Annotated in this window: 14 protein-coding genes; 9 read left to right on the forward strand and 5 right to left on the reverse strand. The window is 55.8% G+C overall.

Going from position 1 to position 21,313, the window contains the following annotated elements:
• The first annotated feature begins 198 nt into the window (after positions 1-198).
• Complete coding sequence (locus EJ361_RS14795; protein ID WP_164714248.1) at positions 199-2,814, forward strand: T9SS type B sorting domain-containing protein; 2,616 nt, start codon at positions 199-201, stop codon at positions 2,812-2,814.
• A 99-nt stretch (positions 2,815-2,913) separates the two neighbouring features.
• Here the strand turns inward: EJ361_RS14795 and trxA are convergent, their stop codons facing one another.
• Together trxA and dnaE are read right to left on the reverse strand one after the other, a co-directional pair.
• Entirely contained in the window at positions 2,914-3,231 is a 318-nt protein-coding gene (gene trxA / locus EJ361_RS14800) for a thioredoxin (RefSeq protein ID WP_126246403.1), read from the reverse strand.
• A gap of 114 nt (positions 3,232-3,345) precedes the next feature.
• Complete coding sequence (dnaE, locus tag EJ361_RS14805; protein WP_126246404.1) at positions 3,346-6,984, reverse strand: DNA polymerase III subunit alpha; 3,639 nt, start codon at positions 6,982-6,984, stop codon at positions 3,346-3,348.
• A gap of 96 nt (positions 6,985-7,080) precedes the next feature.
• Between dnaE and EJ361_RS14810 the strand changes: the two genes are divergently transcribed.
• Positions 7,081-7,755 (forward strand): C40 family peptidase, encoded by a 675-nt coding sequence (locus EJ361_RS14810; RefSeq protein ID WP_126246405.1) that lies wholly within the window; start codon positions 7,081-7,083, stop codon positions 7,753-7,755.
• On the opposite strand, the gene EJ361_RS14815 is transcribed toward EJ361_RS14810, so the two are convergent.
• Positions 7,748-8,584, reverse strand: coding sequence for an FkbM family methyltransferase (locus EJ361_RS14815; RefSeq protein WP_126246406.1), 837 nt, complete (start codon positions 8,582-8,584; stop codon positions 7,748-7,750). The genes EJ361_RS14810 and EJ361_RS14815 overlap by 8 nt on opposite strands.
• Before the next feature lie 44 nt (positions 8,585-8,628).
• On the opposite strand from EJ361_RS14815, the gene EJ361_RS14820 reads away from it, so the two are divergent.
• On the forward strand, positions 8,629-9,564 hold the full coding sequence (locus EJ361_RS14820; RefSeq protein WP_164714249.1) for a glycosyltransferase family 2 protein: 936 nt from the start codon (positions 8,629-8,631) through the stop codon (positions 9,562-9,564).
• Here EJ361_RS14820 and EJ361_RS14825 read toward each other — a convergent pair.
• On the reverse strand, positions 9,553-11,037 hold the full coding sequence (locus EJ361_RS14825) for a lipopolysaccharide biosynthesis protein (protein ID WP_164714250.1): 1,485 nt from the start codon (positions 11,035-11,037) through the stop codon (positions 9,553-9,555). The two genes, EJ361_RS14820 and EJ361_RS14825, sit on opposite strands and share 12 nt — an antisense overlap.
• A gap of 119 nt (positions 11,038-11,156) precedes the next feature.
• Between EJ361_RS14825 and EJ361_RS14830 the strand changes: the two genes are divergently transcribed.
• From EJ361_RS14830 to EJ361_RS14855, 6 genes are all read left to right on the forward strand, one after another.
• A complete protein-coding gene (locus tag EJ361_RS14830) occupies positions 11,157-13,835 on the forward strand; it encodes a CshA/CshB family fibrillar adhesin-related protein (protein WP_126246409.1) in 2,679 nt (892 codons plus the stop codon).
• 48 nt (positions 13,836-13,883) lie between these two features.
• Positions 13,884-14,720 (forward strand): alpha-1,2-fucosyltransferase, encoded by an 837-nt coding sequence (locus EJ361_RS14835; RefSeq protein WP_126246410.1) that lies wholly within the window; start codon positions 13,884-13,886, stop codon positions 14,718-14,720.
• A 5-nt stretch (positions 14,721-14,725) separates the two neighbouring features.
• Positions 14,726-15,547 carry a glycosyltransferase gene (locus EJ361_RS14840; protein ID WP_164714251.1) on the forward strand — a complete coding sequence of 274 codons (822 nt, stop codon included), beginning with the start codon at positions 14,726-14,728 and terminating at the stop codon, positions 15,545-15,547.
• Positions 15,540-16,700, forward strand: coding sequence for a glycosyltransferase family 4 protein (locus EJ361_RS14845; protein ID WP_164714252.1), 1,161 nt, complete (start codon positions 15,540-15,542; stop codon positions 16,698-16,700). Before EJ361_RS14840 ends, EJ361_RS14845 begins: the two co-directional genes overlap by 8 nt.
• Position 16,701: 1 nt before the next feature.
• Positions 16,702-17,613, forward strand: coding sequence for a glycosyltransferase family 2 protein (locus EJ361_RS14850; RefSeq protein ID WP_164714253.1), 912 nt, complete (start codon positions 16,702-16,704; stop codon positions 17,611-17,613).
• Between the two features lie 83 nt (positions 17,614-17,696).
• Positions 17,697-18,650, forward strand: coding sequence for a hypothetical protein (locus tag EJ361_RS14855; RefSeq protein WP_126246414.1), 954 nt, complete (start codon positions 17,697-17,699; stop codon positions 18,648-18,650).
• 66 nt (positions 18,651-18,716) lie between these two features.
• Here EJ361_RS14855 and EJ361_RS14860 read toward each other — a convergent pair whose 3' ends face one another.
• A complete protein-coding gene (locus tag EJ361_RS14860; protein ID WP_126246415.1) occupies positions 18,717-21,227 on the reverse strand; it encodes a YfhO family protein in 2,511 nt (836 codons plus the stop codon).
• Between the last annotated feature and the right edge of the window lie 86 nt (positions 21,228-21,313).

The raw sequence follows: 21,313 nt of genomic DNA on the forward strand, positions 1-21,313 counted from the left end.
TAAGATAAGGTCAAGACAAGAGGTGATACACCCGGCAAAATAAGGAAAGTAAATAAAACTGGAACAAAATATCGAAAAAAATAATATCTTTCCCGCGCCGAATCATATTGAATCGTCAAAGTAATGCGCTTATACCTATACCTCATTTGTTTGGTCCTCTGTCAGTCCCTTACCGTTCACGCCCAAACAGCCAGCTTTATGGCGCCGGACACCGTTTGTGTCGGTACCCCTGTCAACATCACTGACCAGTCTGCCGGTGTGGGCACATGGTTCTGGAATTTCTGTTCCGGCAGCCTGTTCTCCCCACCTGCGCTCACGAACCTCGGAAACTTCGGTGCCAGCCTCAACGGGCCCGCCCATAGTGTCATCACCCAGGAAAACGGCCGGTTTTACGTATTCGTGATCAACAACTTCGACCGCAACGTCACCCGCCTCGATTTCGGGAACAGCCTTCTCAATACGCCGGCTTTCACAACGCTCACCCAATTTGCCGGTATCATGCCCGATAATGCCGAAGGCGTGCAGGCCGTGGAAGATGCAGCCGGCAAACACCTCGTTGTCGTAGGCGGCAACTCGATGTCCGTACCGAAGATCGTTCGGCTGGATTTCGGGGCTTCCTGGGCCAGTACGCCCACCGGTGGTGTGGATTGGGGTAATGTCGGCAACGTGCTGGCTTATCCTTACGATCTGTTTATCGTCCAGGAAGGCGGCAGGTATTACGGATTCGCCACCAACCAGCAAAACCATACCTTGACGCGGTTCGAATTCGGCACCGATTTTACGGCGGTCCCGGTAATGGTGAACCTGGGCAACGTCGGCGGGCTTATGAACGTGCCTTACGGATTGCATATGGTGAAAGAAGGGCCCAACTGGCATATGTTCGTCACGAACCAGAACAATAACCTGGTACGGTACGATTTCGGGAGTAATCTCACCAATACGCCCACCGGTACCAACCTGGGCACCATGGGCGGATTGCTGAGCGAACCGCGCGATGTGGCCGTGTACCAGGATTGCGGCGAAACCTTCCTGCTGGTCATCAATAACGGGAATAATTCCCTGGTCAGGGTCGATCTCGCGGGGGGCATTACCGGCGCGGCTACCGCTTCCACTTTTGGCAATCCGGGGAATATCCTGGATTTCCCGGCGTCCATTTCTTCGGTTTTCCGTACCGGGAACGATCTGCATGCGTTCATCCCCGATGTGGGAACGGGCGGGATCACGCGGCTCACGGTCGGCAGTTGCAATAACGCTTCCATCCCGAATTTCGCCGGCCAAACGCCGCCTTCCATCACATACGATCAGCCCGGCACCTATACCATCAACCTGATCACCGACATCGGCAGCCTCAACCAGCGGAGCTTCTGCAGGAATATCGTGGTACTGCCCGTTCCCGTCGTGGAGCTGGGGCAAAATAATATCGTGATCTGCAATGGCTCGCCCGTTTCCCTCGACGCAGGGCCCGGGCCGAATTTCAGGTATGGCTGGACGAACGGGGAAGACGATCGCGCCATTACCGTAACCGCTTCCGGCACTTTCGGCGTAAGCGTGTTCAATGGCGGATGTACCGTCACCGACGCCATCGATATTTCCATCACTTCCGCCGTGGCGACTACCGGCACGGTGCAGGACGTGGATTGCAACCACGCAGAAGGCGAAGTGCAACTGCAGGTCACCGGTGGTACGGCGCCGTATGCGTTCCGGCTGAACGGCGGCGCTACCAGCAATTCCCCTGAATTCAAAAATCTCCCGATCGGGAACTACGTGGTCAGTATCACGGATAAAAACGGTTGTTCCGGCCTCTACAACTTCGCGGTAACCCGCGATCTGCTGCGGACGCTGACCACCAGCGCCACCAGCAACGGTCCCAGCTGTTTCGGGTCTGCCAACGGCTCCATCCTGGCGCAGGTCAGCCAGGGCACGGCGCCGCTGCAATTCGCGCTCAATAACGGCGCTTTCGGGCCTTCTCCCGATTTCCAGGACCTCGGCGCGGGATCATATAAAGTGTATATTAGAAACGCTTATTGTCTTGATAGCCAACAGGTTACACTTGTTCAGCCGGATGCCCTCATGTTACCGTATACGGCCTGGCAAGATACCTGTAACCGCTTGAAAGGATGGGTGGGTTTCAGTCCGCAGGGCGGCGTGGCGCCTTATAGCCTTACGTGGAACGGGAATGTGGTGAACGATACGGAAGTGAAAGGCCTGGGCGCGGGGATATACAGCGCGCAGCTCATGGATGCCAACGGTTGCCAGCGCGCGGCGAGTATCTATATACCGAACCTGAACCTGGGGAGGATGAGCATTCTGACGCCCGATACCGTCGTTTCCATCGGGGATGCGTTTACGCTCAGGGCCGGCAATGCGGCGGATTACATCTGGAGCCCGGTGACCCAGGGCAACATCGCCTGCCCGGTTTGTCCGGAAACGCCCGCCAGGCCGCTGGTAGCCACGCAATACATCGTCCGCACCCTCACCGGCGCCAATTGTATCGCAGCAGATACGGTGAACGTCATGATCGATTATGCTTCCATGCTGGCGATGCCGAATGCGTTTTCTCCCAATAAAGACGGGGTGAACGACGTTTTCCGCCCCAAATCGAAAGCGGTAATGGCTTTCAGCATGCAGATATATAACCGGGCGGGGAATCTCCTCTTCACCACTACCGACCATCGCAAGGGTTGGGACGGTACCCATAACGGCAAACCCCAACCCATCGGCACCTATGTCTACGTCATCCGGTTCGGGTTCTGGCAGGCAGATGGAAAGCTGGAGCTGCAAGACAAGAAAGGTACTTTCGATCTCATCCGTTAGTAGAGGTGAAAGAAATTTAAATATTGAGGATCAATTCATTGCAATAAAAAAGCCGTCCGGAATGTACCAGGACGGCTTTTTCAATATGTGCCAACCCGATTAGAGGTTCGCCTGAATTTTTTTATCCAGCACTGCTTTCGGAGCAGCACCCACTTGTTTGTCTACCACCTGGCCGTTTTTGATGAACAGGATAGCGGGGATGCTGGTGATGCCGTAGTTCATGGACACCTGCGGGTTGTTGTCCACGTTCACTTTACCGATGTTCACTTTACCATCGTAGTCTTTCGCCAGCTCTTCGATAACCGGACCGATCGCGCGGCAGGGGCCGCACCATTCTGCCCAGAAGTCAACCACGGTGAGTTTATCCGAATCGAGCACGTTAGATTTGAAGTTCGCATCTGTGAATTCTAAAGCCATTTTGTATAGATTTAAAAGTTTATAATTTAATGATTGGCGTTGATGTATACTCAAAAATCAATCCGGTGTAAAACTACTGCTTTTTTGACATCCGGAGTTATAGGATTTCTCTACTTACTTATTGGCAATATCTATCCAGACATCCAGGTCCGGCTGCTGATCCAGCCAATGTGCCAATTCGTCATTCATTTCCACGTGTTTATTGAAGGTATGCATCCTTACAGACAGATTTTCGTCGCGGTCCACCAACTGGAAATATATTTCGCTTTTGCCGGGATTGCGTGACACATTGTCTGCCAGGAAATCCACGATTTCCGGCGTGATGAATTGCGGCATCGTCACGATACCGATTTTCCGGGTCTGGTTCCGTTTCACTTCCTGCAGCAGCTGCATGCTATTGATCTTGAATTCGTATTCGTTTTCGTTGAAGCGCCTCGGCTTGAATCCGCCGTTCACGTACAGGCAAAGGCCCTGTTTGAAATAGTTCGTGAACTTGAGGAAGTCTTCGCTCCAAAGCGCAAATTCGAACTTGCCGGAATAATCTTCCAGCGTCATGATGCCGAATTGCTTGTTGTTGCGGGAAATGCGCTCCACTGCGCTGCTGACGTACACGGCCATGCGGAAATCTTTCGCCTTGCCTTTGTTGTTGTCAGACGCACCGCTGATCTGGTTCTGGTATTCGGTGATGTCTGACAGCGGGCTCATATGGTAATGCTTCAGCTCGAACTTGTAATCGTCTAGCGGGTGGCCGGAGATGTAAATCCCCGTTACTTCGCGTTCGTTGTTCAGCTTGATGGTCAGCGGCCAGGGATCGCAGGGCGGGATTTTCGGCGGAACGATCTCCGCCATGAGCGAATCCCCGAAAAGCCCGCCGGAAGTGGCGTTCTCCGCGGAAACCTGTTGTCCGAACTTTACGATCTTCTCCAATCCGGTTGTGGTATCGCCGTCCGGTTTGTGGAAATATTGTGCACGGTGCAGTTCAGCAAAGCAGTCGAGCGCACCCGACATGGCGAGCGCCTCCAGCGATTTCCGGTTCACCGCGCGCTGGTTCACCCGCTTGATCATATCGAACATCGTCGCGTACGCACCGTTCTTTTCCCGTTCTTCGATGATATTTTCGATCGCCGCTTCGCCCACGCCCTTGAGGCCCGCCAGCCCGAAACGCACCTGGCCTTTCCGGTTCACGGCAAAACCCTTGAACGATTCGTTCACGTCGGGCGGCAATACGTCGAGCCCCATGCGCTTACATTCCTCCATGAAGAAGGTGATCTTTTCCAGGTTGGAGGCGTTGTTCAGCACCGATGCCATGTATTCCGCCGGGTAGTGCGCCTTCAGGTAAGCCGTCTGGTACGCCACGAAAGCGTAACAGGTGGAGTGCGATTTGTTGAACGCGTAGGATGCGAACGCTTCCCAGTCGGTCCACACCTTGTCGCACATCTTCAGGTCGTGCCCGTTCTGCTTGCAGCCTTCCATGAACTGGGCCTTCATTTTGTCCAGCACGGCCTTCTGTTTCTTACCCATGGCCTTACGCAGGATATCCGCATCACCTTTGGAGAAGTTGGCCATTTTCTGGCTAAGAAGCATTACCTGTTCCTGGTATACGTTGATCCCGTAAGTTTCCGCCAGGTATTCCTCCATCACGGGCACGTCGTACGTCACCGGTTCCAGGCCGTGTTTACGGCGGATGAACAGGGGGATGTACTCGAGCGGGCCGGGACGGTACAAGGCGTTCATGGCGATGAGGTCGGCGAATTTGTCGGGCTTCAGCTCGCGGAGGTATTTCTGCATTCCCGGACTTTCAAACTGGAACGTGGCGTTGGTTTCAGCGCGTTGATACAGCTCGAACGTCTTCTGATCGTCCAGCGGGATATTGTCGATAACAATGTCGATGCCATGGTTCTTTTTGATCATTTCCAGCGCACCCTTGATGATGGTAAGGGTTTTCAAACCCAAAAAGTCCATCTTGATGACGCCGGCGCTTTCGATCACGTTGCCTTCGAACTGCGTCACGAGCAGGTCGGAATCCTTCGCCGTGGTCACCGGAATGAGCTCGGAAAGGTCTTTCGGCGCGATGATGATACCCGCCGCGTGAATGCCCGTATTCCGCACGGAACCTTCCAGTACGCAGGCCTCGCGGAGCACTTCGCCCTGCAAATCCTCGCCCTTGATCAGTTCCCGCAGCTTTTTCACGTTTTCCATGTCTTCCGGGCCCAGGCCTTCCTTGTCCTGCAGGCTCTTGTCCCCGTCCAGCGGGGCATTGAAGATCCTGTCCAGCTGAATCCCCGGTTTATCGGGCACCAGCTTGGCCAGGGCGTTGGAATCCTGCAGGGGCAGGTCCATCACGCGGGCAACGTCCTTGATCGACATTTTCGCCGCCATGGTACCGTAGGTGATGATCTGGGCCACCTGCTGCTTGCCGTATTTTTCCACCACATAATCGATCACTTTTTGCCGGCCCTCGTCGTCGAAGTCCGTATCGATATCGGGCATGGACTTACGTTCCGGGTTGAGGAACCTTTCGAACAGCAGGTCGTATTTAATGGGGTCGATATTGGTGATCCCGATACAGTATGCCACGGCGGAACCCGCGGCGGAACCGCGTCCCGGGCCGATGAACACCCCGAGGTCGCGCCCGGCCTTGATGAAGTCGGACACGATGAGGAAGTAACCGGCGAAACCCATTTTCTCGATAACGTCCAGCTCGAAATTGAGCCGTTCCTCCACTTCCGCCGTGATTTCCGCGTACCGGCCGCGGGCGCCTTCATACGTAATGTGCCGCAGGTATTGGTCTTGCGTGAAAAATTCCTTCGGAATGGGGAAGTTGGGGAGGAGGATATCGCGCTTCAGGTCGAGCAGCTGCACCTTGTCCACGATCTCGTTGGTATTGTCGATGGATGCGGGCAGGTCGGCGAAGAGTTTGGTCATTTCTTCGGTCGACTTGAAATAGAATTGATCGTTATAGAAAGCGAAACGCCTGTTTTTAACCATGACGTCGTCGTCGGAAAACTCCTTCATCGACGGCGTGCTTTTCTTTTCGCCGGTGTTGATGCAGAGGAGGATGTCGTGCGCGTTGGCATCGGCCTGGTCAACGTAATGCGAGTCGTTGGAGGCGATGATCTTTACATTGTATTTCTTCGCGAAGCGCACGAGCACTTCGTTCACTTTTTCCTGTTCGGGAATGCCGTGGCGTTGCATTTCGACGTAGAAATCTTCGCCGAAAATATCCAGCCACCATTTAAATTCCTTTTCGCCTTCCTCTTCGCCTTTTTTGAGGATGGTTTTGGGAACGGAGGCGCCGAGGCAGCAGGTGGTGGCGATGAGGCCCTGATGATATTGGAGGATAAGTTCCTTATCGATACGGGGATATTTGCCGTACAGGCCTTCGATATACCCGAGGGAGCATAATTTGATGAGATTGCGGTATCCCTGGTCGTCTTTCGCGAGTAGGACCTGGTGGTAGCGGATGTCTTTTTCTTCGCGGGTGAACTGGCGTTTGTGCCTGTTTTCCACGAGATAAAATTCGCAACCCACAATAGGCTTCACTTTCAGGCGTTTATCTTTAGGGTCGTCGGGGTTAAGCCGGTGATTATAGGCTTCCGCCACGAACTGGAATGCCCCGAACATGTTACCGTGGTCGGTGATGGCGAGCGCGGGCTGGCCATCGCCCATCGCTTTTTTATAGAGCCCCTTGATGTCGGCGGCCCCGTCCAGCAGCGAAAACTGCGTATGCACGTGCAGGTGTGAAAACTTCATCGTCGGATCTGGGTTGAGGTGATTTTTTTCAGCGATTGCCAAAGAGCAAAAATCGGAATTTATTATATTGCAACCAATTTTTAAAAAAACGCCGGAATGATGAGAAGAACGGGAATGCGAATTTACAGGTTGTTGCCATTGGGGGCCTTATTGCTCGGAAGCTGCGCCATGTTGAAAAAACAGCCGCATCAAACCGCCGCAGAAAGGCCCGCGGAGCCGCGCCAGATGGAATTCATCGATGGCATCGCCATCTCCCGCGATCCCAAAACCAGCGACCATGGCCATAAAAGCCGCGGCACCAGCCTCCGGGAATCCCCCGGCCGGGTAGCAGGCATCGAAGAAGCCCGCTGGTGGCAGTTCAAATACGCCCAGTTGCTCGATTTGCCCGTAGAAAATGTGGTGAACGAGAAATTGTTCAGTTTCATCGAAGAATGGTATGGCGTGCCTTACCGCATGGGTGGCAGCTCGAAAGACGGGATCGACTGTTCCAATTTCGTGAATACTTTTATGTCATCCGTTTTCCAGATCAGCCTGTCCGGCAATTCCGGCCAGTTGTTCCACCAGGTGAACCGCCTGGCCAAACGGGCAGACCTTCAATACGGCGATCTCGTTTTCTTCGCCATCAACCGCAAAAAGCGCATTTCCCACGTGGGCGTGTATCTCGATAACGACCGTTTCGTGCATGCCTCTTCCAGCAACGGCGTCATGATCAGCGACCTCCGCGAGCCTTACTGGGTAAGGTATTATGCCGGCGCCGGCCGGATCAACTGATCCTTCTCGCAAAAATATTCAACTGCTGTTCGTATTCGCTCCCGCATTGGCCGGGAACGAAGGGATGGGCTACATTGTCTGCCGCTTCCTTGATGTAATACTCGAAACCGCTTTGTTGCAGAATGTCGAGCATATGCGTCAGTTCATGGCATTTGCCGATCTGGCCGTGGTATTCGAGGAAAAGGCAGCGCACATTGTGGAGATATGGCGCGCAATCGAGGATCACGGGGTATTCCGCGCCTTCGATATCGATCTTCAGAAAATCGACGGGTTGCTGCAGGAGGTCGGCCAGCCTGCGGCAGGGAACGCTGATGGTGCCGCCTTCCTGGATGTGGCTGCCCTGGCCGCCGGTGGAGGCGAAGGTAATGCTGCCGGTATAGGTCCACACCGCTTCACGGATGGGCTCGGTGCCGGTGAGCTGATTGTCCTGCACGTTTTTTGTCAGCAGTTCGAAGTTATGGGTATCCGGCTCAAAGGCCATGATGCGTGCTTTGGGATAGAGGCGCTGGAAATAGAGCGCGCTGAGGCCGATGTTGGCGCCGCAATCGAGGATCAAAGGCGCGTCTGTCGAAGCTTTGAAGCGATATATTTCCTGGGTGACGATCTCGTCGAACGAATGCATGAGCTCCCAGGATTTGGTGAACCATATTTTCCCGCCTTTCCAGTTGATATGCTGCAAGGGCCCCTGGGGCAGGTGCTTCAGGTACTTGATCGTCCAGAAAGAAAGACGGTCGCCGGGTGTTGGCTTCGGCATGAGCTTTTTACGGACGCCGCCGAAGATTTGCCCCAGCATGGAACGGGATTGCGCGCTGTTCGAGGAGTTGGCCATGTAATATGATCGATAAATATATCTTTGCAAAATATACCATTTACATGAATAAACCACGGATTTCCGTTTGTATACCGGCTTACAAACAGCCGATATTGCTCGAAAGATGCTTGCACAGCCTGCGTTTGCAGGAACATGCCGAATTCGAGGTGATCGTGACCGACGATTCTCCGGACGATTCCGTGGCCGATCTGGTGCGCGATTTCAGGGCCGGATTTACCATACGGTACGAAAAAAATCCCTCCGCCCTCGGTTCCCCCGGAAACTGGAACGCCGCCCTCGCCCTGGCGAACGGCGGATACGTGAAAATCCTCCATCACGACGACTGGCTCCGCTCGCCCAATGCCCTGGCCACTATCGCAGATCTGCTAGACCGGAACCCCAACGCTTCGATGGCGTATTCCGCTACGGTAGACGTGTATCCCAACAACGCGGAAGCCGTTCATCAAACCACACCCGCACAGCTCGACCAGCTCAATCGCCGCCCGGAAACCCTGCTGCTGGGGAATTTCGTGGGTGCGCCGAGTGGCGTCACATTCCGGAAGTATCCCGGCCTGCGCTTCGATCCGCAATTGAAATGGCTGGTAGACATCGATTTTTACCTCGAAGTATTGAAACACGGTCCCGCCGTGTATATCCCCGAACCGCTGGTCAATATCGGCCTCCACGAAATGCAGGTCACCAATGCCGTGCAGCACGATCCCGCCGTGGTATTGCCGGAATGGGCGCATGTGCTGGGCAAAGATCCGCGTTACGTGAAACAGGGCTGGAAAATGTATGATTTGCTCTGGCGGATGGTCCGGAATTTCGGGATCCGCAGGCAAGACGAGCTGGTAAGATATTGCGCCGGGAACCCCGTTCCCGCGGTGTTCCGCCAGATCGTTCGGGCGCAGGGCCGGGTACCCGCCGCTTTATTGCGCTTGGGCCCCGCTTCCAAAGCGGTCATGTCGGCCGCGTGGGTCCGCAGCCTATGGCTTTAACCTGCTTTTGATGAATTTATCGAACGCTTCCGACACGTCGTCAGACAGCCGGAAGGCGATCACCGCGCCGCCGAAAAGGCCGCCGAACACCGCTGTGCGCAAAATGAGGCTCAGAAAGGGATTGGCGATCCCGATCAGTTGCGCCACCCAGTAACAGGCGAGGCCAAGCAGGATGATGTATAGCGTGCGCAGGGAGAACGGTTGCAGCCGGAAACGGAAATAGAGGAACGAAAACCGCACCAGCCCGAAGATGAAGGCAGACAGCAGATTGGCGATGGCATTGCCCTGGATGCCGAAAAGCTTGTTGAACCAGATGTTGAACGGAATGGCGATGGCGCCCGCCAGGAGGTTCGAATAGAACTCGAAACGCCAATGGTTGGAGGTGCCCGTGATCTGGGCGGATACGCCGAAACTCATGTCCAGCACGGATTTTATCCCCATAAAGAAGATTACCGGCTTGCCGGCGTCGAAGATATCGTCGAGTTGCAGGATGTCGAACGCATTGTCCACATTCAGCCAGATCAGCCCGAAAAGGAGCACGGCGTAAGTCAGCATGGAGTTGCTGGAGTGGCGGTAGATGTTGCCGATGGCCGGTACATCGCGGTTTTTCCAGTTGGCAGACAGCACGGGGATGGCAATGGCTACGATATTGCGCTGCGGCAGCAAAATAAGCGTGCTGATATAGGTCGCGAATTCGAATACGAAACCCAGGCTCAGGCCGTCTCTACTGGAAATCGACAGGTTGTCGATGTTTTGGGACACCACGGCGATCACGGCGCCGATGTACAGCGTGGCGTTGAAAGTGATCATGCGCCTTGCGAGCCGGCGCGTCACGTTACTGATGGAAAAGGAAAAAACGAGATCGCCCTGCCGGTACAGATATATGATCAGGAACCCGAAAATCACCAGGTACACGAGGGAATACGACATCACGAAATGCGGAAGCGCCAGCGCCCCGAAGAAGAACAATACGTACAGCACGAGCTGTTCCACCCGCAGGCCTACTTCTTTCAGCAGGATGGGGTAAACGCTTTTATACTGGTTGTAGGAAAAGTTTTCGAAGATGAAGAACAGCAGGTAAAACAGGGAAAAGGGGATGAGGTAGAAGTAGTAGTCCACCACATAGGCGCTTTTGGTGCCGAACTTCCGGATGATAAGGTCTTCGAACAGGAAGAACCCGGCCGTACAAAGCAGGAACCCGATCCCGCAGAGGATCAGCACGATCCCGAAAATATCGCGCCGGTTGGCCGGCAACAGATCGCGGTACCAGGGGTAGAATTTGTTCAGCATGGAAATGGAGCCCAGGTTAGACAGGGCCGCCACGATGAGGGCGATGCTGATGAAAAACCGCGTCAAACCCACCACTTCAGGGTCCACGAACTTGGCCGCCAGGATGGTGGTGATGCCACCGATGCCGAATCCTGCGAACGTGATGATAGAGGTACGAATACTTTGACTGCGGATGATGCCCATTATACTTTCAAACTTAACGGCGAATATATAATGATTTTGGTTTGCTCCGGGAATTATTAACTTTAACGGCTGGACCCCGTGCCGATCCATTCCCGTGTTACTTTCATTCCGATTTCCTTATGCCGAGGCTTGCCGTCAAAACACTCCTTTTCATTTTATTCCTCATCGCCGGTACCACTGTACGGGCCCAATACGCAGACCGCGGCACCGGGAAGCTGAAGCCGTACATCTGGTTTTTCGACTGGAACGGTTTTACCGTCGCCAACGGCGCCACGCGCATGTTTACGACGGCCGACGGCATCCGGGTCACCATCCGGTTCAGCAACGTGTCCGGCACCCTGGAACCCGACGTCATGAACACCTGGTATGGCGCGGTGCTGCATAACCTGTACGAGTTCTCCGATACGCGCATGCGCCCCTCGCTCCATAGCCGGCAAACCTCGGCAACGGTCACGTTCGACATGGAAATCAACGCCCGGCGGAACGGGGTTTCCATCCCTTTTACACTCGTGGCCGCCGATGCGGAAGCTTCCGTTTCCACCGAAGTGACGCATTTCACCACTTCCGGCGGCGCCTGGCAAGCGGTCGATCATTTCAGGAATGTACTCACGACGCTCAATCCCCTCACGGGATGCAATACCCAAACCATCCAGATCGCCAATACCTACGGCGGCAGTTCCGGAACTGGCGAGAACATGATGATGGCCACCTGGTCTGACGGAGCGGCCCCCCTGGTCGTCAAAACCACCCTGGAACGCCAAAGCAGCGCCATCGGCGGGATGGCGGTCACTTTCGGGATTTTGGCGCCCATCGACTGGGGCGACCTTCCTGGGCCTTATCCCTCCGCACAGCATGCCATCAGCTGGACCGCCATCAACGGTTGCTCCTTCGCGACTCCGGGACCGTCGCTGGTCCCGGAGTCGCGCCTGTTCCTGGGCAACGTCATGGCCGACCCGGACGATGTGCAGGGCGCAGACGATAACCTGCTGGGGGCCGACGAAGAAGCGGTTTCCGTTTTCCCGCAATACAATGGCAGCACCGGCACGTACGCGCTCAATGTAGCCGTCACCAACCAGACCGGGGCAACGGCATACGCTGGCGGGTGGATGGACTGGAACCGCGACGGGGTATTCAGTGCCAACGAAACCATCGTACTAACCATATCACCCGGCGCCAGCAGCGTGGTTTTCAGCTGGACGGGCCTCCCGTATTCACTGGCAGACGGCCCCTCGGCCAGATGTGCCTTCCGGTTCCGCATCGGATCAACCCGCGCGGCGGTGGAAAAGCCGGAGGGCTACGCTACAGACGGGGAAGTGGAAGACTACCTGGAACCTATCCTGCAAACCTGCAACATCACGAAAGTGGATGCCGGCAGGGATGTCGCCATCTGCGAAGGCCGGAATACACGATTGCAGGCTTCAGGGGCCGACAGTTACCAATGGCAGCCCGATCCGGCGCTGACGGCGGTCAATATCCCAGACCCATCCGCCAATCCGCCCGCCACCACCTCCTTCTTTTTATACGGTGAGCACGCCAACGGCTGCCATAGCCGCGATACGGTGGTCGTACAGGTAAATCCGCTTCCCGTGCTGAACGTCGCCCCGGGGAACTACGCCGTTTGCCAGGGCGCCAGCATCACGTTTACGGCCACGGGGGCGGATAACGTAACCTGGAGCGATTATTCGGGCGCAGGCGTGGGAACGGGCAATACGCTCACCGTAACGCCGCAGATTTCCGGGGCTTACACGGCGGAGCTGTCCGAAAACCTTTGCGGACAGCGGGCTACGATCACGCTCCCCGTGATGGTGACACCCCGGCCCGTTGTGAGCGTAACGCCCCTGAACGCCACCATCTGCGAGGGAGACGCGGTCACGTTTATGGCAACCGGTGGTACCATTACCTGGACAGACGCGCAGCAAAACGTCGTCGGCACCACGGGGCAATTGCAGGTACAACCATCGAACAGCGGTCATTACGCGGTACGGATCCAACACGCCGTTTGCGGGATAGACGAAGCTTTCGTATTGCCGGTTACGGTGCGGAAACCTACGGACATGGGCGTTTCGCCGCTGCAGGGGTTCGCATGTAAAGGAGACCGGGTGCAGTTCACGGCGCGCGGAGCGGATGAAACGGTTTGGGAAAGGGAAGATTTTACGGTGATCGGCACGGGCGACCGTTTGACGACGGCGCCCATCACTTCGAGCACCGTTTACCACGTTACGCTCCGCGACCGGGTTTGCGGGCAGGAACAACGGGTGACGCTGCCGGTAAGCATGCGCCAGCCGCCGGATGTGACCATTTTCAAAAGCAACGATATCGACTGCCTGCATGGCTCCGCGACGCTGGCGGCTTCGGGCGCGCTGGAATACCGGTGGAGCGCGGGGCCGGGGATTTCCGATCCTGCGATGCCCGTCCAGTCCGTTTCGCCGGTAACATCACAGCAATATTACCTGTCGACCAAAGATATCTACGGCTGTACCGCCCTCGATTCGGTGACGGTCGCCGTTTCCTACACAGGGCCGCGGCCGCACTTCCAGCTGCCCAACGCGTTTACGCCCAACCGTGATGGCGTCAACGATTGTTTCGGGATCAAATCCACCGGGCCGGTGACCCGTTTTGAGCTGTCGGTTTTCGACCGGTGGGGGAGGATCGTTTTCCGGACGAGCAAGGCCAGCGATTGCTGGGACGGCACTTACAAAAACGTACCGCTCGACATCGGCACATTCGTATATGTGTTGCGGATTGCTTCCGAATGCGGGCCGGTGGAACGGAAAGGAACGGTTACGCTGCTCCGCTGATCGGATTAATGGACGAAAAAGGATAATTTTGCGCCAAAACGAACCCATTTGATCCTTGTTCAATTAAAAGGCGGGCTGGGCAACCAGATGTTCCAATACGCCGCCGGCCGCACGCTGGCATTGCGTTACGATGTTCCGCTGTACCTCGACAAGGGGAGTTACGAGCCCCGCCAGGCCGCGATGTACGGTCTCGACGGACTGAAAATCCACGCCGCCGCGGCCTCCGAAAACATGATCCCGCATCCCGGCTTGCTGGGAAAGGTGTTCAACCGCCTGGCCCCCGCATCCATGCGCAGCATCCTCCGCGAAGCGCATTTCCATTACGATCCCGCATTCGAAGCCGTTAAACCGCCCGTGTACCTGAAAGGCTACTGGCAAAGCTGGAAATACTTCGCGCCTGTAGCCGATGTCATCCGGGAAGATTTCGCGTTCAACATCGATTTTTCACCGGAAATACTGGCAAAGGCGGAAGCATTGCGCAACAGTAACAGCGTGGCCATGCACTTCCGCCGGGGCGATTATACGAGCACATCGGCCGCGGTGTACCACGGCATTTGCGAACCGGAATATTACGAGCGGGCGGCGGCGCGGTATCCCGGCGCTACATTTTATATATTTACCAACGATCCGGCATGGGTGAAAGACAACCTTCCCGCGGGCATTCCCTACGAAATCCTCAGCGGTTCGTTGAGCAGCTCGCAATACGAAGACCTTTTCCTCATGAGCCAATGCAGGCACCAGGTCATCGCCAACAGCAGTTACAGCTGGTGGGCGGCCTGGCTGAACCGGTTCCCCGGCAAAAGGATCACCGCGCCGAAGCGGTGGTTTTTGGCGGAGGGCCTGCATGATCACGACCTGGTCCCGGCAGCATGGGACAGAATTTAGCACACATGGAAAAAGCACCGCTCATATCCGTCATATTGCCCGTCTACAACGGCGGCCCTTTCCTGCGGCAAACATTGGAAGCGTTGCTGGCGCAGACTTTGGAGGACTTTGAACTGATCGTGATCAACGACGGGTCTACCGACGACAGTGAGGCTACCATCCTCTCGTTCAATGATCCCCGCATCCATTATTTCCCGCAACCGAACCAGGGCTTCATTTTCAGCCTGAACCGCGGCATCGCGGCGGCACGGGGGCAATACATCGCGCGGATCGATGCAGACGATGTTTGTTTGCCCGAACGTTTCGAACGGCAGGCGGCCTGGCTGGCTGATCACCCGGAAACCGCTGTGGTAGGGTGTTTTGTCACATTTATCGATGAAAACGGGCGGGAAACGGGCATCTGGCCGGAAGACAGGGCCTGCGTCACGAACGAACAGATCCGCAGGGCGCTTCCCAAATTCAACTGCATGGCCCACCCCGGCGTGATGGCCAGGGCGGAGGTGTTCCGCGAATATCCCTACCGGAAGGAACAAAAACATATCGAAGACTACGACCTCTGGCTCCGCCTGCAGGGCGACGGCAAAGTGATGGAAAAAGTGCCGGAGCCGCTGTTGCTCTACCGCGTGCATTCTGGCTCGGTGACGGTTTCGGTCATCAAGAAAAACAATATATTCCTGCGGCACTTTCAATGCAAACGCCGGTACCTGGCCCTGCGCCTGGCGCAGGGGAAATGGAACGGGTTCGATTGCCGGGTGCTGGCCGGCATGTGCCGCGATGCGGTCATCGCCCTGGTGAAATCCTTCAAACAACGCAATGCCCATGTATAAACTGTTCCTTCTCAAACGGCGCCTCGAAGCCCTGGCGATCTTCCCGTTTGCCCTGCTGGGCAGGCTGATCGCCCGTTTGCGCCCGCTGGAAGGGGAGTTCGGTCTTTTCCTGTTCTTCCCGTTCTATCATGTGGGCGGGGCGGAGAGGGTGCATGCGCAGATCGCACAGTTATTTCCCGATAAGAAGATCATCATTTTCTTCACGAAAAAATCGCAGGGGGATGCGCTGCTTCCCCAGTTCAAAGCCCCGAATATCACCGTGCGCGATATTTCCAGGTATACGGACAATAAGTTCATGTACTGGAATAACCTCATCTGGCGCGGCATTGCGGCCGAATACATCCGCCGGCAGCGCGTGCGGCCGGTTGTATTCAACGGGCAATGCAATTTTGCGTACAAATTGTCGCCGCATGTGCCGAAGAGCGTACGCCAGGTGGAACTGATCCATTCGTTTTGCAGTTTTTCGTATATCCGCATCCCGTTTATCCCTTTTTACGAAACAACGGTAATGATCAGCAGAGACAGTATCCGAAAGCACCTGGAGCTGTACCGTAAATTCGGCGTTCCGGCGGCTTCCGGTGAGCGCATCCGCCTCATCATGAACGGGATTCCCATTCCTGCGGACGTGGAACCGCTTCCTGAAGCGGCGCGGTTGCTGTACGCCGGGCGCGGTACTTCGGAGAAGCGCCCCTGGCTGGTGGCGGCCATCGCGCAGGCAGCGGGGGAGAGGGCCGGTATGCTGGGGCCGCTGGAAACGGCCATCCCGGCCGGTTTGCAGGGGAGTTGCGTGTTTTATGGGGAACAGTCGGATGCGGAGGTGATAGACCGCATTTACCGGGAGCACCGGATCATCGCTATTACATCTTCCACCGAGGGTTTTCCCATGGTGATCATGGAGGCGATGGCGCGCGGCCTGGCCGTTTTATCGACCGACGTGGGGGATATTCCGTATCATGTCCAGCATGGCGTGAACGGCTGGCTCCTTTCGCACCGGCAGCCGGAAGCGGAAATCGTGGCGGAAGGGGCGCGGCTGCTGCGCGAAGCGGGGCCGGATGCGCTGGCCGCCATGCGGGAAAGGAACATCGCCTACGCAAAGGAACATTTCAGTCTCGAAGCGTTCGCTGCCGCTTATCGCAGCCTTTTGTCGAATTGATATGAAGCCATTAACCGTCATCATCATCACTTATAACCGGCCAGACGATCTCCTGATGCTGGCCCGCAACCTTGCTGCCCAAAAAAATGCGGACGCGCTGCTGGAAGAAGTGATCATCGTCAATAACGCGTCTACCGCCGATTACAGCGAAGTAAAGGCCTTCATGGCCGGCTTACCCGTTTTCCGATACATCGAATCCCCCGAAAACCTGGGCGTGGCCAGGGGGCGCAATCTCGGCATTTCGCTCGCCAGGTCGCCCGTGCTGGTGACGATCGACGACGACGCCTGGTTCCGCGACGACACCGCGCTGCAACTCATCGCCGAAGCCTTCGAAGGGCCGTACCTGCGGGAGAATAATGCGGGGATCCTCTGCTTCAAGGTGCTGTACGCCAGCACGGGACAGATGCAGGTGAACGCCTTTCCGCAGAAACAGTTCGAAAAATATAAAAACAAACCCCGTTTCCTGGCGCCCTACTTTATCGGCGCAGGGCACGCCATCCTGAAGGAAGTGTACGACAGGGCAGGAATATATCCCGAAGATTTCTTCTACGGCATGGAGGAATACGACCTGGCTTACCGCGTCATCGAGAACGGATTTACCATCGCCTACCTGTCGGATATCGTGGTGATGCACAACGAATCGCCCCTGGGGCGTACGCCGCATGCCGATAAAATGCGGATGCTATGGGTGAACAAGGCGAAAGTAGCTTTCCGGTATCTCCCGAAATCGTGTTTCTATACGACCGCGATCATGTGGTCGCTCGAATATTTGAAGAAAACCGGGTGGGACTGGAAAGGTTGGCGGACAGGTTGGAAATCGGTTTTCAACATTCCCCGACAAGAAAAGCGTACCCCCCTGGGATCTGCTGCCCGGGCGTATCTCCGGGAAACGGAAGCGCGTTTGTGGTATTGATCGCGGCAAAGTCTTGTGCTGCTTTTCAGGGCCGATTCCATTATATTACATAGGAATTTCAAAACCCAAATACCTTGCCGTACATGAATTTAACCCGATTATCTACCATGCTTTTGCTGGCGTCGTCTATCGGTATGACGATTTCCTGCAAGAAAAAAGACAATCCCACTCCCAAAGCACCCGAAGCAGGCCCCGGATTTGCCGCCACTTACCGTAATGGCAGCGATACGCTGCATCTGTTCGCAAAAAACAATGAAGGCCGGCTGGTCCACCGGTATTGGTCAAAAACCGGTGGCTGGACGGGTTGGCAAAACCTCGGTGGCCAAATTACTTCCGAACCCGCAGTGGTTTCCCGCAGCGCCTCGTCTATCAACGTTTTTGCGAAGGGGAAGAATAACAACCTGATGCACATCCGCTGGGTCAGGGACGAGGGCTGGAGCCATTGGACGGACCTGGAAGGCAACATCACTTCCGCACCATCCGTAGCCTCCGGCCGGGCCGACAAAATGGAGGTCTATGCGCGTGGCAACAACGGCCAGTTGCAATCCCGGACCTATTGGGGCGGCGATAAAGAGGGCCATTTTCTGCCATGGGAAGACCACGGCGGTAAAATTGCGGATGCGCCGGCGGCCGTATATTACGGAATCGATACCGTGCATGTTTTCTGGCGTAGTGACGACAACAAGCTGATCCACCGCACCAGGATAACCGGCCAGGCATGGTCGAGCCCCGAAGTGGTAGGCGGCAGCATCCAGGGCGCACCGGTAGCAGTTGTCAGGGGGCTTAGAACGATACAGGTTTTCGTGAAAGGGGCTTCCAATAACCTGCAAAACATTGAATGGAACAATTACGGCTACGCTTACCTTCCCTGGAGCACCTGGGGCAATCTGGGCGGAGATTTCAGGAGCATTCCCGCGGCGGTGTCGAAGCAGGCGAGCCATATCGAGGTAATTGCCGGGGATGCCAATGGTACGATCCGGCGGGCTACCTGGAACGATGACGACCGGAGCTGGAGCGCCTGGGGGGCATTGAACTAGTGCTGTCAGGATAAAAAAAAAGCCCGGTGATCATCGATCGCCGGGCTTTTTATTTGTGGGTGCTATTTATTTTTTGGATGGCTTGCCGCCTTCGGGCGCTACTTCCTTGCCGGCATTGGCTTTCCGCTGCCGGATGATCTCGAAAGCGATAGCCATGGCGAGCAGGATCAGCATGGCGAAGGACGAAAACGCCGTGATCTTGTTGCCCAGGTAATAGCTGCGCGGCTCGAATTTCATGACGATGTCGTGATCGCCCGCGGGGATTTTGGCGGCGCGCAGCAGGTAGTTCGCGCGGAGGATTTCTTCTTCCTTACCATCGATGAACAGTTTCCATCCTGCGGGATAGTAAATCTCCGAGAACACAGCCAGGCCGGCTTTGCTGTTGGAGCTGCGGTAATGCAGCTCGTTGAGGCCGTATTGGGTGAGCCGGATGTGGCTGGCCGAATCTTTCGCGGGCACGAGGCCGTTCAGCGAAGGACGGAACCGCTCGTCGACCACGGCGGCATGCGCGGTAGGCAGGCTGTCGAGCGATTTCATTTCCGCATCGGCGTTCTTTGCCCATACGAGGCTGTCTACGAACCAGGCGTTACCGAGTGCTTCGGGGTTGCGCTGGTAGGAGAGCTGGCCTTGCGGGGTCTGGAAAATGACGTATTTGGTGTTGAGCATGTTCACTACGCCCGGCGTGCCTTTAGACAGCTGATGCTCGATCAGGTCCTGGTAACGGGCGAGCTTCACGGGGCTGTAACCGCCCACGCTCTTGTGATGGTACGAACTGATGGCGTCCTCGAAACGTGCGGTATTGAAAACGCGGTAATACGGATCGGGATCTTTCTTGATCTCGATATCCACGGGAGACGGCGCAAAAATGGCGCTGTAGTCAGACGGGGTTACGTAGTTTTCTTTACCAAGGTAGCGGTTGGAAATCCACATTTCGTCTACTGCAACGAGGCCGGCAAGGATGGCGAGGGCGGGCGCGGCAGACAATCTGCCTTTCAGCCAGGCCCAGCAGAGCGCGAATGCGGCTACGATGAAGAAGAGGCTCCTCAGCGCATCGATCCGCAGCAGCGAAGCACGGTCTGCCTTCAGTGCGGTGATGATCTGGCCGAGCATATTCTGATCGCCGCCCACGAACTGGCTGAAATACTGCAGCGCAAAATCTTTGCTGTGGGTGAAAGACAATACCCCGAAAGAGCATACCACGAGCAACAGCGCGGCGCCCCCGGTCAGGTACAGCGCCTTCTTCAGGTCTTTCATCGCCAGGGTTTTATCCTGTGTGTCTGCCAACAGCTGGTTCAGGCCCCAGCATGCGAAGAAGGGTACCAGCAACTGCGGGATCACCAGCGCCTGCGAGGGCGCGCGGAATTTATTGTACAACGGGAGATAGTCGAACAGGAAATAGTTAATGAAGGAAAGGTTGCTGCCCCATGCGAGCACCAGGCCCACGATGCAGGCGGCCACGATCCACCATTTGTTGAAATCTTTTACGATGAACAGCGCCAGAATGAACAGGAACAGCGTGATGGCGCCCCAGTATTTGCCGCCGTCGGTCATGGGTTGCGAGCCCCAGTAGCGCGGCATGTTCTTCACGAACTCGTTGGCCTGCGCTTCAGGAACGCCCATGGTGGTCAGTTGCTTGTGCATTTCGCCATTGTCGGGCAGGGGGCCGGAGGAAGGGCCGCCGTAGAGGTTGGGCGCCACCACGGTGAGGGTTTCGAAAATACCTTCGCTCCAGTTGAATGCGTAGCTTTTATCGAGCCCGCCTTTCGATTTGTCGCTTTCCGAACCGGCAGCGGGCGTCAGTTCGCTATGGCCGCCGCGCATGGTGTATTTACCGAATTCGGTGGTGGTCCACACGGAAACGGTGCTGGGGAGAACGGACAGTGCGCCGAAAACCAGCAATGTTCCCGTGGCTTTCAGGAATGGGGGCACCTGTTTGGTCTTAACGGCATGAACGAGATAGCCGATCCCTATGCAAAGGCACACCAGCAGCATATAATAAACCATCTGGTAGTGGCCGGAAGTGATCATGAGGCACAGCGTGATACAGGTAATGATCCCGCCGATGAAATATTTGCCGCGGTAGGCGAGGAGGATGCCGGCGAGCAGGGGCGCCATATAGGCGATGGTAAACATCTTCGTATCGTGCCCCGCAGCGATGATCATCGCGTTATACGAACCGAACCCGAAGGCAATGGCCCCCATCACCGCGATCCACCACCTGAAATTCATGACAGACAGCAGGAAATAAAAACCGATCATCGCCAGGAAATAAAAGTTCACCGGCTTCGGCAAGCCCAACGTGAAGATCTCGTGCAGGTAATACGTATAGTTGTCCTGCGCCATATAGATCTGGTACGTAGGCATCCCGCCAAACATGGCGTTGGTCCACACAGGATTGATGCCTGTGCTGTCGTGATATGCACGCGCCTCCTGGGACATGCCCTTCCACGACACGTTATCGGTCTGCCGCAATTCCATGTCGTTCAACACGGGCGAGCAGAACAGGAACGCGAGACCCAGGAAGATCAGGACGGCATACACATGTTTCAGAAGGCCTTTTTGCCAAGTTTGTTGCATCGGGTATTTCCGGTTTAGTTGTAAAAGAATCCAAAATAACTGTATTTTATCCGAAATTTCAATATGAGGCTCGTCCGCTTTCTCAT

Origin of the sequence: Chitinophaga rhizosphaerae, assembly GCF_003958645.1 — a bacterium.
Lineage (GTDB): Bacteria > Bacteroidota > Bacteroidia > Chitinophagales > Chitinophagaceae > Chitinophaga > Chitinophaga rhizosphaerae.